General features: G+C 59.3%; 12 protein-coding genes. 5 read left to right on the forward strand and 7 right to left on the reverse strand.

From position 1 onward, the window contains the following. Positions 1-296: 296 nt before the first annotated feature. The 3 genes from RBH77_RS09510 to RBH77_RS09520 all read right to left on the reverse strand — a co-directional run bounded on the left by RBH77_RS09510 (position 297) and on the right by RBH77_RS09520 (position 5,320). Positions 297-1,040, reverse strand: a complete 744-nt coding sequence (locus RBH77_RS09510; protein ID WP_311031882.1) for a hypothetical protein — start codon at positions 1,038-1,040, stop codon at positions 297-299. A gap of 44 nt (positions 1,041-1,084) precedes the next feature. Continuing rightward, positions 1,085-4,405: a formylglycine-generating enzyme family protein gene (locus tag RBH77_RS09515; RefSeq protein ID WP_311031883.1), complete on the reverse strand. Its 3,321-nt coding sequence runs from the start codon at positions 4,403-4,405 to the stop codon at positions 1,085-1,087. Between the two features lie 282 nt (positions 4,406-4,687). Continuing rightward, the gene (locus tag RBH77_RS09520) at positions 4,688-5,320 is read right to left on the reverse strand and encodes a TetR/AcrR family transcriptional regulator (protein WP_311031884.1); all 633 of its coding nucleotides are present in this window, start codon (positions 5,318-5,320) and stop codon (positions 4,688-4,690) included. Positions 5,321-5,401: 81 nt separating this feature from the next. Here RBH77_RS09520 and RBH77_RS09525 point away from each other — a divergent pair, with 81 nt between their 5' ends. The 3 genes from RBH77_RS09525 (at position 5,402) to RBH77_RS09535 (ending at position 7,183) form a co-directional block, all read left to right on the forward strand. Continuing rightward, the gene (locus tag RBH77_RS09525) at positions 5,402-5,857 is read left to right on the forward strand and encodes an ester cyclase (protein WP_311031885.1); all 456 of its coding nucleotides are present in this window, start codon (positions 5,402-5,404) and stop codon (positions 5,855-5,857) included. 10 nt (positions 5,858-5,867) lie between these two features. Then, positions 5,868-6,206, forward strand: a complete 339-nt coding sequence (locus RBH77_RS09530) for a DoxX family protein (RefSeq protein WP_311031886.1) — start codon at positions 5,868-5,870, stop codon at positions 6,204-6,206. Between the two features lie 89 nt (positions 6,207-6,295). Beyond that, positions 6,296-7,183 carry an AraC family transcriptional regulator gene (locus RBH77_RS09535; RefSeq protein WP_311032489.1) on the forward strand — a complete coding sequence of 296 codons (888 nt, stop codon included), beginning with the start codon at positions 6,296-6,298 and terminating at the stop codon, positions 7,181-7,183. A gap of 192 nt (positions 7,184-7,375) precedes the next feature. On the opposite strand, the gene hemE is transcribed toward RBH77_RS09535, so the two are convergent. Continuing rightward, entirely contained in the window at positions 7,376-8,437 is a 1,062-nt protein-coding gene (gene hemE, locus RBH77_RS09540) for a uroporphyrinogen decarboxylase (RefSeq protein WP_311031887.1), read from the reverse strand. A 164-nt stretch (positions 8,438-8,601) separates the two neighbouring features. Continuing rightward, positions 8,602-9,804 (reverse strand): MFS transporter, encoded by a 1,203-nt coding sequence (locus RBH77_RS09545; protein WP_311031888.1) that lies wholly within the window; start codon positions 9,802-9,804, stop codon positions 8,602-8,604. Positions 9,805-9,958: 154 nt separating this feature from the next. Here RBH77_RS09545 and RBH77_RS09550 point away from each other — a divergent pair, with 154 nt between their 5' ends. Then, the gene (locus tag RBH77_RS09550; protein ID WP_311031889.1) at positions 9,959-10,861 is read left to right on the forward strand and encodes a LysR family transcriptional regulator; all 903 of its coding nucleotides are present in this window, start codon (positions 9,959-9,961) and stop codon (positions 10,859-10,861) included. 271 nt (positions 10,862-11,132) lie between these two features. Here the strand turns inward: RBH77_RS09550 and RBH77_RS09555 are convergent, their stop codons facing one another. Beyond that, positions 11,133-11,594, reverse strand: a complete 462-nt coding sequence (locus RBH77_RS09555) for a cupin domain-containing protein (RefSeq protein ID WP_311032490.1) — start codon at positions 11,592-11,594, stop codon at positions 11,133-11,135. Positions 11,595-11,702: 108 nt separating this feature from the next. On the opposite strand from RBH77_RS09555, the gene RBH77_RS09560 reads away from it, so the two are divergent. Beyond that, positions 11,703-13,265 (forward strand): winged helix-turn-helix domain-containing tetratricopeptide repeat protein, encoded by a 1,563-nt coding sequence (locus RBH77_RS09560; protein ID WP_311031890.1) that lies wholly within the window; start codon positions 11,703-11,705, stop codon positions 13,263-13,265. Between the two features lie 342 nt (positions 13,266-13,607). On the opposite strand, the gene RBH77_RS09565 is transcribed toward RBH77_RS09560, so the two are convergent. Then, a complete protein-coding gene (locus tag RBH77_RS09565) occupies positions 13,608-14,366 on the reverse strand; it encodes an SDR family NAD(P)-dependent oxidoreductase (protein WP_311031891.1) in 759 nt (252 codons plus the stop codon). Positions 14,367-14,386: the final 20 nt, after the last annotated feature.

Below are 14,386 nucleotides of genomic sequence, written 5' to 3' on the forward strand. Positions count from 1 at the left end.
GTGGAAGAAACAAGAAGGCATGGCGTAGGTCGTCTTCACCGAATTGAGAGGATCGAGACCGCTCATAGCAGGTTTGCAATTGGCCTAATTGGCCCGATATTTGAATGCCGATACAGCGCGATCTCGCGGTTGCCTGATACAGAGGCCGTGGAAATCAAAGGTGCCACTGATGGTAGCGGGAAAGGCGTTGCAGGCCATGCCGGCGGCTTGCGGGATTCGGAGCTCACCAAAATGCCTGGCGGCCGGGCTGGCATCCCGAGCCTTTCCCAATTGCATAACTACAACCCCGGATGTACCTATCCATTGAACTGGTACCAGAAATCCATGCCGGCATCGTATAACGATCCGGCCAGAAGTTTGAGCAGCCAGAAGGCATCCGCCTGGACATTTCGACTGTCCCAGTCCCAAAGCGTAACAATGCGGCAGCCGATGATAAAAAGAATGAGAAGCCACATCAGCATGAACCAGTAAGTCACGGATTTACCTAAAAATTCATCCAGCCTTGCTCCCTTCTCAGACAAGATGGCAAACGGCGAATAGACGACCGATATCGCGAGGATGATTCCAAGCACCGCGCGATTGGCAAGAGGGATGACCTGGCAAAAAGCAGCGATCGCGATCAACGTGACGGCGGCTCTGCCGAAAGCCAGCATGGCTTTGAGGAATCGCTCGGACCTGAAAGACAATCCGAGAAGTAGGACAAACGATGCGAGGTACGCCCACCAGGGAAGCGCCGTCAGGCTGCCCGCGACGACATAAACACAAGCTGGTAGCAACAGGATGGATAGCGCCAATTGCGCCATCTCCTGAGCTGTCATGGGATCGCCTCTGTAGCCTCCACCACCCCATCCCGACCCGGAATTGGCACCTGCCGCGGTGAGCGGCTTGAATGCTCCGGACATATCGAGGGGGGCTGAAGTCGGAGGCTTCGGATCCAGCCCCCACTCTTTTCGGAATTGACTTTGCCCGACCGTGAACGCGTCGGCCCCGTGCAGTGGCGCATTCCATCTGTTATTTTTGTAGGGATCGTCGTTCGACATCAGTTCCCTCCACCCCGCATCCAGCACTGCAAAAGGGTCAGAGCTCACCAGACATTGTGCTTGGTGAAGCGCTTGTACTTGCCTCCGTTCACCGGGGATCCGTCTCTGGTTATGTAAACTGTTTCGGCGCGATCATAGACGAAGAGCTTCTTGCCCTTCGGGGAATAGGCGACAGTCTGTTTGACCAAGGTTCCATCCCGCTCGACAACGAACTTGATGGCGAAACGCCCGTTCGCACTTAGGCGCGAAACCGCCAACCGACCTTCGGCATCGTACCCATTGTCCCAGACGAGCTCGTCCCCGCTCTTGAGCTTCGCCTCTTCATGAGCCAGGTGACCACGGTCGAATTTTCCGAAGCTGGTCACCGTGTCGCACGTGTCGACAATGCACGTAGATCTGCGAGAAAGGGTATTTCCGAATTCGTCGTATTCGTAGTCCGTTATCGCGAATTTTTGGTCGCCGTCATATTTGTCATGCGACGGATAAAGGCCCGTCTTCGGATCGTAGTGATAGTCGTACCAAAACTTCGGATAGTGCCAGTAAGCTCGCGTAAGGGCTCCGCTATCATCGAACCACTCGCGCGCATGCCACAGCGCTGCACCGTCTTTCGCTGCCGAGATATTCAGATCGACATGGCCGTCCTGGTAGCTGAACAGACCGATTTTCTCCGCTTCGCCGTTTGGGCTCCGAACCTCGACCCTTGCAGGCCGCATCTTTGCGTCCCGCGCGATCACGGTGATGCTGAGGACTTTTCCATCCGGATTCTTCTCAATCTGTCTAGCCACATGGCTCGTTTGACCCTCGTATTCGAGACCGGTCATGCCCGTCTTCTTGCCGAACTGATAGCGCGTAAAAATTGCGGGCCGACCGACCGCATCGCACTCGACATCGTACCAAGAGGCGGCATCGCCCTTCGCTTCGAGCGCCCCTCGATCTGCCTTCGGGCCGAGGAGAGGATCGTACAGGAACGTGACCAATTGCACGAAGACATATGAGCCGTCGCAACTCTCGTTGGTCGAGGGGGCGGTGCCCGTCCCGATCTGGTCGCCGGTGACCCGCGACGTCGGTTGAGATCGGGTTTTCTGCCAAACCCAGTCCTTGTTTTCATAATGAATCACGACATCGCAGCTGTCGCTGGACATAAACTTGGCGTTCGGGGCGGGGTCACAATGCGGGTCGCCTGCATAAATCGACGCTGAAATCGAGTTCAGCTTTTTGTCGTCGCCGATATCGAAGGCGCCGTCGTACAGATGCTCACGGAAGGTTTCCTTCCAGCCATGGTTTCCTTCGACCATGACGACAACGTCACAGCCGCGATTGCTGCAATTCGCTCCGGAGTAGTGGTCGGAGCAGAGGGTTTCATTCTCGATGAGAAGGGCGTGCGTGCCGTCGGCAAGGGAAATCGGCCTGATTCCCGACATCTTGTCGGCGGGTATGCCGTTCGGATCATAGTCCCTGCAGCTGTTGCGGACTTCCTCGACATAGGATTTCACCGCGCGAGGCAGGTAATCGTATTGCAAGCCGCTCTCCGGAGCCTTCGGCGAGGTGACGGCCGCTTCCTTGACCTCGGCCTGCTTTTCGGGGGCTGCTACGCCTGCCATCTTGTCCCAACTCGTGTCGTCGAGCGAGACGGCTACGCGGAAACCCAAGAGATTGAAGCGCTCGTCGGAACCTTCATCCCGGGTCCACATGCCATCGTCATTACCGTCGCTGTAGCCGAAAATCAGCCGCTCGGACGCGCGCATGGAAAACTGCGTTAGCTCATAGTCACCGCTGCGCGCTGTGAAAAGAACGCAATTCGGCTCGGTCCAGGGCGAACCATCAGTGGGTGCGCCTTGATAGCTCTTGTGGAAGCAGTCCTCGACGGTCTCCTGCGCGTTGCCGCCCATGTCGTACAGACCCCACAGATTTGGCTTGTAGGACCCGACCTCAGCTGTCCAGTCGGGATGAATCTTCTCCGAACAGGACGCAGCCATACCCGCTTGATAACCGGATTTCCGGTCGGCGAAATTCGCGTAGTCGCAGGTTTGCTTGAAGTCGTTGCCCCAATAATTGAACGTCTCAGTTCCGGCCCGATAGGCGTATTCCCACTCGGCCTCTGTTGGCAGCCGATAGTGCTTATTTGTCTTCATTGAGAGCCAGTCGAGATAATCTTTCATCTCGTTGCGGGAAACGCATACAGCTGGTTGCCGTCCTGTGACGGGTAATCCTGGCTGCGCATAGGAACCGTCGCCGATGTAGACCACGTAAGGCGCGTTTTCGGTTTTGTCGCCGCCTTGAACCAGAGTGCCATTGTATTTGAATTTGTTCGGGCCGCTCTCGATGGTGCGGATGCCGCACTTGCCTCCGACCTGAGCGCCCGTTTCTTTCACGTAGGCGTCGAACTCGTCGACGGTAATCTCGAACCGAGCAATGGCGAACGGATAGCCAATCGATACCTGATGCTGCGGTGTCGCCCATTGCACATATTTGAGCTGCTTCATCTCCTTCTGGCTTGCGCCCATCATGAAGGTGCCGGGTGGCAACGGCACCATTTCTGGGCAATGTTCGCAATCGCGGAAGGCTTTGCCCGCTCCGGCGTCCGATGAAGCGGCTGGAGCGGAAACGGTCCCTGCACTGACTACTGTGCCCCCAGCCTCGGCAGTGACCGTGCCAGTCGCTGCGATGGCTGTATTGTCACCGCCACAGTAGATGAGCGCGGTCTTGGCATATTTCGAGGAACCATGCAGATTGAAGGCCGCCACGGGCATGTCGTCGCTGTTCAAAAGCTTCAGCTGCGATCCGGCTTCGAACGATCTTATGAAGCCTCGGGGAGCACTGTCCTCGGAAGTCCAGACCCGATCCTGTCGGGAATAGCGCATCCGAAGACCGAAGCTCTGATTTCCGCCATGGGAATCCGCGACCACCAGCTTGACCGGATATTCGGCATCGACGTCCCGCCCGAGCGCGTCCCCGGCATATTCACGCAGGGAAACCTCGAAGCCCGTGCCGGAATCCCTGGCGCAGGAAAGTCGGAAACGGGCACTTCCATTTTCCGCCATCTGTTCGGCCCGCAACCGCGGGAGGCGGCCGACCGTTATCCCGACGGCCCAGGATTCCTCTGCGGTCTCTCCGTTTCCGCTGCGCTCTCCAGAGATGCGGGAATTCTCTGGGCCTCGCGCTAGCATCAATTGCTCGACCCTGGCCTCCATCTCATAACAGATGACGCTATCGACAGGCGCGAGGCCGCTCAGAACGGCAGTGTCCTTACCTGACGGAAATTCGATTTCGGTGCAGCGTTGTTGAGCCAAGGAAGGCGATATCGAAACCAAGCCTGCTATCAAGGCAAGCACATGCACAGCAATCGCGAGGACGACCTTGTGCATTCCACCCCCCAGGAATGACTAACAAATCCTGAACGGAAAGCTCCCTCATCAGGGGTGTCACTGTCAACTTGAAGAAAAGAGGTAAGCGGGAGAACGAGGGGGTACCCGGGTGCTTCCTGCTCGTGTACTCAATGGCGCCTTGTCGTTGAATGCGAACCGAAACCTGACGGACCGCTCCCGGCCCCGCAGAAGACGGAAATTGATTCCCACTTTGATCACCACGGGATCGTCTGCCGACGTCTATAAATATTAAAGGGAAATGGATCGGCAGATTTCGAATGACTATGCCGGGAAAGCTGCCCTTCCGATCGCGACGCTGGCGTGACGCCACTCCCAGAGCGTCAGCGCCGCATCGATCTGATGCCCGAAGACCTCGGGTTTGGGCGACCCGGTTCCCAGGACCAGTTCCTGGTACGCGTCGCCCAGCGCCAGTTGGACGAGTTGTTCGGCGACGACAGGCGCGGTCGCAGCATCGTGCTCCTCGGCCCATAGCTGTGCGATTGCGACCCGGACTTGGCGCGGTCCAGCCTCCCAGAACAAGCGCCCCAGGCCCGGCATCCGCTCGGCCTCGGCGACGATGGCGCGGTAGAGCCGGACGCTGTCCGGGCTGGTAACGCCGGCCACGAACGTCAGCAGCAGTTCGCGAAGCCGCTGTCCGGCCGGCAGGAACCTTGTCGGCGGCCGGACGACCTCCGGCGCGCACATCGCTTCGACCAGCGCTTCGACCAGCGCCTCCTTCGACCGGAAGTGGCGATAGATGGTCTGCTTACCCACGCCGGCTTCGGCGGCGACCGCGTCCATCGAACCCTGCGCGAACCCCTCGCGCATGAAGACGGCGCGTGCGCCTTCGAGGATCGCCGCGCGCTTGGCGGGGTCGAGGGCGCGTCCGGGTCGCGATGAGGTGGAGGTTGTCATAAGTGGTCCTTTACGAGACTGGTTGGTCTCGCTATATGCTGTTACGAGACTAATTAGTCTCGTTTAATATAGGAGACCTCAATGTCAACCGATCTTGTATCCCTCGGCCACCTCTTCGCCGAAATCGTGTCCGGTCACGACGTATCGCGCTTCGATGAGATCGTCGCACCCGACTATGTGAACCACAATGCCTTTGCAGAACCCGGGCGAGACGGCGTCAAGACGGCCTTCGGCACGATCATCGCAGGCGTACCGGACCTGAAGGTATACGCCGAAGACGTCTTCGTCTCAGCGGATGGCTCACGTCTGGTGGGCCGCTACCGCTACGAGGGGACGCACACGGGCGACTTCCTTGGCTATCCCGCGACAGGCAATGCCTTCGCCATGCGTTCGATCGATATCTGGCGTGTGGAGGATGGACGCTTCATCGAGCATTGGGACGAACTCAATACCCTCGACATCTTCACCCAGATCGGCGCCCTGACGCCGCTTGGCCAGCCGGGTACGCACGGCGGACCCAGGCAGTCGGCAGCATGAGGGTCATCCTATGTCGGTAGTCAAACTCTTCGCGGTCGGGCTTCCGATCGCCCTCGGTGTCGTGATGATCGGGGCCGGCACGGTCAACTTCGTCGGCCCCCAGTCAGTCCGCGACTCCTTTGTGCGTTGGGGCTATCCAGCCGGTTTTCATCGGGTGACAGGCGGGCTCGAGGTGGTGGCAGGATTGCTGCTGTTGGTGCCGGCTACATGGTGGGCCGGCGCAACAGGCAGTATCGTGATCTTGTCGGCCGCGGCGATGACGCTGATCCGTTGTCGCGAATGGAGCCATCTGCCGGGCGCCGTCGCTCTGATTGCAGCGGCGGTAGGGACGTTGGCGATCCATGGTTAGAACCATACACGATCCGCCGAAACCGCAAGATCGGTCGAGCGTGTCATGGTCCTGAACCGCTAGATGGGGCTGCCATGGAGAACGAAACGATGAAGGCGGCGCTTCAGAACTACCATGTCCGGATGCAACGGGTTCTGGATCATATCGACCGGCATCTCGACGGCGATCTGGATCTGGAAACGCTGAGCCGGCTCGCCGCCTTCTCGAAGTTTCATTTTCACCGGCAGTTTGCGGCGACCTTCGGATTGTCCGTCCATCGCTATGTCCAATTGGCCCGTATGAGGCGCGCGTCGCGCCAATTGGCCTGGAACGACGCCGAAAGCGTCACGGACATAGCTATGGATGCCGGTTACGATGCTCCCGATGCCTTCGCCCGCGCCTTTCGGCAACGGTTCGGGCAGTCGCCTTCGTCGTTCCGGAAATCGCCCGACTGGGTGCCGTGGCTTGCCGCCTTCGGGCCTCTGGACAACGCAAGGAACAAGCTCATGCAGATCATCTTTACTCCCGACGACGTGACCATCCGCGACATACCCCCGACACCGGTGGCGATCATGGAGCATCGGGGCGACCGGGCAATGCTCGGCACGACCATCGAGCGCTTCAAGGCGTGGTGTAAGACAGCAGACCTGTCGCCCGAGACAGGCCGCTCCAGCTTCATGGTCTTTCGATCCGAGAGGTGCCCCGCGAACCCGGCCGACTACAGCATGGACCTGTGCGTCGGGACCGATCAGCCGGTCGAGGCGAACGACGAGGGGATGAAGGCCGGCATGATCCCTGGCGGACGCTGCGCGGTGCTGCGCTATCCCGGCAACACCAACAATCTCGAGCCCGCCGCGCTCTATCTCTATCGCGATTGGCTCCCGGACAGCGGCGAGGAAGTACGCGACTTCCCGATCTATTGTCAGCGCCGGCTCGCCCTCATCCCGGAAGTGCCAGCGCATGAAGTAGTCGTGGAATTGTTCCTGCCGCTGAAATAGCGGCTACGAATGGCGGCTTTTGTCCCGCGTGGTGGATGCAACCGCGCGGGTAGGATTGATGTCTCTATGTCAGCCGAACGGACATACCGCCGTCCGCGATCATCGGGCCTTCCGTCACCAGGAAAATCAGCTCCGATGATATTGTCGCAGAACTTGGGGTTCCGTGACTTCATGAGGGAGAGGCGAGAGCTGCTACGAACGCCAAGCCCTCACCTGGCGAACCAGTGCTGTGACGTGTTCGGGTTGCGTCGTCTTTAGAATACCGTGCCCGAGGTTGAAAATGAACGGCCCTTCGCTCGCATGACGAAGAATGCGTTCAGCGTCGGCAGCCAGCGCCTGCCCTCCAACAACCAACAATTGCGGGTCGAGGTTACCCTGGATGCAGCGACCTAGCCTTCGCTGAATGGTCTCGGAGGCCCAGCCCAATGGGACGGTGCTATCGAGCCCAATGCAGTTAGCATGGGTAGCCTGAGCATACTCCTGGTATAAGAGGCCTGCGGCTCTGGGGAAAGCGATGACAGGTATATGAGGATGTTTCTGTCGAAGTGCCTCAATAATATTAGCGACAGGTTGAACACACCAGCGCCGGAAGAAAGGCTCTGGCAATATCCCGGCCCAACTCTCGAATATTTGTATTGCTTCGGCTCCAGCTTCGATTTGCCGCTCCAAGAACTGGGTTGTCGCAATGGTCAGCATGTCGATGAGCGGTTGAAATCCATTCGGATCGCTCAGCGCCCATTGCTTGATGATCGCATGATCGGACTCGCCTCCACCCCGACCTTCGACCATGTATGTGGCCACCGTCCACGGCGCACCAGCGTAACCGATGAGAGCGACTTCTGAGGGAAGGCACGCCGACAGCAGCCGAACCGTCTCGTAGATTGGAGCCAACTCCTCATGGAGACGCGATAGGCTCAAGTGCTGCTGGATGTCATCGGAGGAACGGATTGGCGGGCTTAGGACAGGACCGTCGCCTTCGCGATACTCAAGAGTCTGCCCAAGTGCCGCCGCGAGTTGCGGGAGATCGGCGAACAGGATGGCAGCGTCAAGTTGAAAGCGCCGGATCGGTTGGAGCGTGACCTCCGCAGCATATTGAGGCGAGTTACACAAACTCAGCATGCCTCCAGCGGCTTCCCGCGTGACATGGTATTCCGGCAAGTAACGGCCTGCCTGGCGCATTAGCCAGATCGGGGGTCGTTCAGTCCGCTCTCCTGCCAACGCTCGTAGGACTAGCTTTTTTGAAGAAGGTGGCATCAGGCTCTCTAGCTATGCTTAATCTTCTGCTGGACAGATGGGATGGTCTATTAATTGTCACCGCTGTCGCGAAAATCTCGAAACATTCATAACGATAGACGGTCATAATAAGGTCGCTTGCCGAAGGGCAACTATGAAACTGTCGTCCGTGCGAGGAGGCTTGATTACGGCACGGACTTCTCAGCCGCGCTGGCTTTCAAGATCAGAGCGACGATCACCCCAAGCGCTGCTCCGCAAACGCCGACGAGATACACCGCTGAATATCCTTCGCTTGCGACAACCACGCCTGAAAGCGGGGCAGCAATACCCATGGTGAGATCCCAAAAGGCAACGAAGGCTCCGAGCGCGCCACCGCGGTTCTGAGCCGGAACACGGCGAACCACTTCGACGCCGAAACCGGGCAGCACGAGCGAATAGCCGATGCCTGTAAGGCCGGCGCCTATGAACGCCATCTCCGGGGTTTCGGCACGCCAGAGTAAAACCTGGCCGACGGCTTCTATCGCCAGCGACACCGCAGCTACCTTGGCGCCGCCAAAGCGATCGGGCATTCGGGCGAAGAGCAGTCGCACGAGGATGTAGCCGACACCGAAAATAGTCAGCGCCCAGGCAGCACCTTCCCATCGTTTTTCAGCGAAGAGAAGGGTGACGAACGCGATAAGGAGAGCGAAGCCGAATGTCGCCAGCGTCACGCCCATTCCCGGCAGCCAAACCATCCGGACGACTTTGAGGAACGGAAGCCTCGGTCGAGCGCTCGGTTGAACAGGCCTCAATAGCAAAATGAATGGCGTGGCGGCGAGGGGCGCAAGCCCTGCTGCCAGCGAAACGCCCGCAAAACCAAACGCATCCTCGATCAGAACGCCTACCGGCGCACCGATCGCCATCGCGCCGTACATGGCAATGCCGGACCATGCGATGACCCGACCGCTATGCTGCGGACCGAGAAGTCCAATGCCCCAGGCCATGGACGCTGTAATCAGCAGACTCTCGCCGAGACCCAGAAGCACGCGTCCTGCTAGCAATATCGCGAGGCTGAACGGCGGTATGGCCACAAACCAAACCGAGGCAAGATAGATGACGCAGGACAGCGCGCAGACCAGAAGGCCTTTGAACACAGCGCTGCGGGCTCCTTTTGCGTCGGCGATATTGCCGGCATATTGCCGGGTGAAAAGTGTCGCAACCGATTGCGCACCCATCGCCAGTCCAACCAAAGACGCGCTGAATCCGAGAGTGCCGTGAACCTGGCCCGGGACGACGGCAAGCGGGAGACCAATCGCGAGAAATCCCAGAAAGGTCAGCAGACCGAGCGGCAGAAGCCACCGCACCGGCGAGACCGATTCAAAAGGAGACGTGTTGGACAGAACAGACATCTTTCCCTCGTCGTTAGGTTCGGACCCGCAGCCAGGTATGTGACCCGGCATCGGCGACGTTCCGGCGTGGGTTCAGGTAATTTGTCTGAGTGTGATTGAGAATTGAGCTATCTGGGCATAGTGAATTCACAAGACGTGAATAATGGAGCGGAAGATGGACCGCCTCACCAGCATGACCGTATTCGCGAAGGTCGTCGGCGAAGGAAGCTTTGCGCAGGCGGCCCGACAGATGCGACTCTCACCGGCGGCCGTAAGCAAGCATGTGCAATTGCTGGAAGAGTGGCTCGGCGCACGTCTGCTCAACCGGACGACACGTCGTATCAGCCTGACCGAAGCTGGCGCCTCGGTTTACGAGCGCAGCCTGCGCATACTGGAGGATGTAGAGGAGGTCCGGACGAGCATGGCGGAGAACATGGTGCGTCCAAGCGGAGTGCTGCGTGTCAGCGCCCCGATCTCCTTCGGCGCCCTTCATCTCGGCTCGATCTTCGCGGATTATCTCGCAATGTATCCGGAGGTCTCAATTGAACTCGTCCTGGATGATCGCGTCGTTGACATGGTCGATGAAGGTTTCGATGTCGCGGTACGTATTGCTCCGCTCAAGGATTCGAATCTGATCGCCCGCCGGATCGCACCGTCTCGCGAGATCGTCTGTGCGTCGTCAGCCTATCTGGCGAGACATGGGCGGCCCATGAAGCCTTCGGACCTCACCAAACATGATTGTCTAGACTATGCGTTGCGTGCGGATGGTGGAAACTGGCGTTTCGAGGGACCAGAGGCGGACGTGACTGTGAAAGTTCCGGCGCGCATGACGGCAACGAACGGCCAAATCTTGCGCGATGCCGCGCTCAGGGGCGCTGGCATCATCCTGTGCCCGACATTCCTGGTCGGAGAGGACATCCGTTCCGGACGCCTGGAGCCGCTGATGCCGGGCTTCAAGCCGGTGGGGCGCTCCATCCATGCGGTGTATCCCTCACGGCGGCACCTTTCCGCCAAGGTCCGCAGCTTCGTCGGGCTCCTCGCCGACCGCTTCGGTGAGGTGCCACCCTGGGACAGGTGAGGACGCCTCCAAGAAGCGTACCCGTTCCGCGCACCGCTCGTGGTTCTCGTCCGTCCAATACTAGCGGCACCTATTACGATCGGAATCTAACCGTAGTTGACAGTCTGTCGCGGCGACCGTCTTGACCGGCGGCTAGACTAGCCATCCCTGATTGCTGGGCGTTGACCATTCCGGACTAAGTTATAGTCCCCGGCGACGAATCGACGACGATTCGCGCCGCCGACATAACCAGAGACCGCGGTTAGGTCGGACGGCTTTTCGTCACTCGTACCTACGCACGTGTTGTCAAAGTCGAGAGCTGATTGGTGTCGTAGCGGTTTCGTAATTCGGCGAGCGCTTTTGAATCTGGCGCACCCTGTGCCGCCAGTTTGGCGAGTTCTTCAAAATAATGCTCATGCCCGGGCGGCGAGACGGTCATTAGCACGCGAGCCGGCTTTTCGCTGATATTCGTGATGTTGTGCGGCACCCCCGGCGGGATGAACAGATAGGTTCCGGGCGTTGCGCGGATCGTTCTATCATCGACATGCCACTCACACTCGCCCTCAAGCAGGTAGAAAGTCTCCTCCTGCACCCGGTGAACGTGCCGCCCGGTGGCGAACCCCGCCGGGATCGTCCAGTCGAACATGCTTGTGTGTCTGGTATTTTCGCCGGTGACGAGGAAAACCATAGGGTGTCCCCGCAGCATAACCCCCTTCCTCTCATCGGGCATGCGAATGACGACGTCGGCGGTCATTTGATCCTCCTTCGGCCAGGTGCCTGCTTTTGCAAGCACGTCTCCAAGATCTGCCGTCGGCGCCGGGAAGTCGTGAATTTGTTCCCAAATATCTGCTAAAATCATCGAATGACAGTCGCGAGCGACCTCTACCAGTTTGGCCCGTTCCGCCTCGATGCGGAGGTGGGCATTCTATACCGGGGGACCGAGCCGACCATGCTAGGGCAACGTGCGGTGGCGTTGCTGTGCCGGCTGCTCGAAAACGCCGGCGTACCGGTGTCCAAGGATGCGCTGGTCGAGGCCGCCTGGGGCGGATTGGCGGTCGCCGATAACAATCTAACGGTTCAGATCGCAGCCTTGCGCCGGGTGCTGGCTGAAGCGGCGGATGCTGAGAGCTGGATCGAAACCCTGCCGCGCCGCGGCTATCGCTATATAGGACCGGCCGTTGCCACCAATGTTCCCGACGCGTCGGTCGCTGCCCGAGCGGCGTCCGCCCCGGCGTTACCTGACAAACCATCCATCGCCGTTCTGCCATTCTCGAACCTGAGCGGCGATCCGGAGCAAGAATACTTCGCCGATGGGATGGTCGACGACATCATAACGGGTCTCGCGCGCATCAATTGGCTTTTCGTCATAGCACGCAATTCGTCCTTCACTTACAAGGGCCGCGCCGTGGACATGAAGCAGGTCGGCCGTGAGCTTGGTGTTTGCTATGTCCTGGAAGGCAGCGTCCGGAGGGCCGGCGACAGCGTGCGCGTGACCGGCCAGATGATCGACGCTTCAACCGGCACTCACGTTTGGGCAGAGCGCTACGACCGCAGTTCCTATGATATTTTTGCGCTCCAAGACGAGATCGCGCTGTCTGTAGTGGGCGCGATTGCGCCGAGCTTGCGGAAAGCGGAAATCGAACGCGTCAGGCGGAAGCGCCCTGACAGTCTCGATGCCTACGATCTCGTGCTGCGCGCCCAGCCCGATGTCGATTCAGGCATGCCGGAGCAAGTAACGAGAGCATTGGCGCTGCTGGATCGCGCGATCGCCCTCGAGCCTGCTTATGCACTAGCGCACGGCAATGCCGCGATGTGTCACCACTGCCTGTTCCTTCGCGCCGGCCTACAGGAAACCAACCGTGCCGCTTCGATCCGCCACGCCAGATCGGCCATCGTCCATGGACAAGACGACGCGCTCGCCCTGACATGGGCTGGATTCTCCATCGGAATGGATGCGCACGATCGCGCCGCTGCATTCACGGCATTGGAAGCCGCCCTCGCCATCAGCCCGTCGTCGGCGCTGACCTACATACTTGGCAGCGTCGTTCTCGGATGGGCGGGCGAAGCCGAACGCGCCTTAGAATGGAGCGAGCAGGGTATGCGGCTGAGCCCCTTCGATTCTTGGGCTTGGGCCGCATTTGATGCGCAAGCCATGAGCCATTTGCTGCATGGCCGTTACGAAGAAGCCTGTCGTGCTGCCTACAAGTCCGTTCACGCCAATCCGGCACATAGCATCACTTATGTGCAATTGGCCGCTGCGCTGGTCAAACTTGGCCGACTGGACGAAGCGAGGGCCGCCGCCGCGCGTGTCCGTGAACTGCATCCAACGTTTCGCTACGGCCGACAGTTCTCGGCCGTAGATTGCGCCCCGGCGCTCGCGGAATGCCTTGGTGATGCGCTAAATATTGCCGGCCTGCCTGAATAGCGTGCATAGATTCTGCACGTCTTCATATTCACCGGCTCGCGCCATCATTCGCCATCTTAGAGGGGCATCCGCGGGTCAGGCGGCGATGTCGGCCGGGACATATTGGTCTGCTTCTGAAAATCGATGCCTGGTAAGCGGAAGGTCTATGCTCGGCCAGGTTCAAGCCGGCAATTGAGGCCCGAACGAACGGCAAGTTTTGGGCAATGACAGCATCGAGCCAAACGGCGACGAAGCAGTCGCTTGCTGAACGATGGTTATCCGCTAACCACGCCCGGAACCGGACAGTCCGGTAACGGCCCCAGAGCGGCCGATATTAAACGAAATCCCCAGCCTCTTACCACCTCAGACGAAATACTGGCCGCCATTTATGTTGATGATCTCACCTGTGATCCAACTGGCGCCCTCCGAGCACAGCCACAACGCTGCGGATGCCACATCCGGCGGATACCCTGCGCGGCCCATCGGAATGCCGGCGATCGTCGCGTTCTGTGCTTCCTTGGGCGTGAAATTTTCGTGAAACGGCGTATCGAGGATGAGGCCGGGTGCAAGTGCATTGACCGTGATGCCGTGTCGAGCCAGTTCCTTTGCCAAGCCACGAGTAAGGCCGAACATTGCGGACTTGGAAGCTGCATAGGCCGCGCTGCCATTGCCTCCGCCGTTATGGCCGGCAAGCGATGCGATATTGATGATGCGTCCGTTGTTGCGGAGATGTGCGGCGGCCGCCCGGCAACAATAGAACGTGCTGTCGAGATTGACGGCTAAGACGTTGTGCCAGTGTTCGTCCGACATTCCCGCAATTTCCTGCCGGGCAAGCAGCCCGCCGGAATTGTTCACGAGAATGTCGAGACCGCCGAATTCGGTGGCGATGCGGTCGACGGCAGCCGTCACGTCGGCGCTCTTCGTCGCATCGAGCCGGAAGCCTAGGCAGCGGCGGCCGAGCCTTTCGATCTCCGCGACGATCGTCTGCCCTTCTTGCTCATGGGAAAACCAGGTGACGGCGACATTGGCACCGGAGCGAGCCAACTCCAGAGCGATCTCGCGACCAATACCGATCGCGCCACCTGTTACGAAGGCGATTTTTCCGGAAAGACTAACTGACATGAGAGATACCTCCGCGAGGC

Origin of the sequence: Mesorhizobium koreense, from assembly GCF_031656215.1 — a bacterium.
Lineage (GTDB): Bacteria > Pseudomonadota > Alphaproteobacteria > Rhizobiales > Rhizobiaceae > Mesorhizobium_L > Mesorhizobium_L koreense.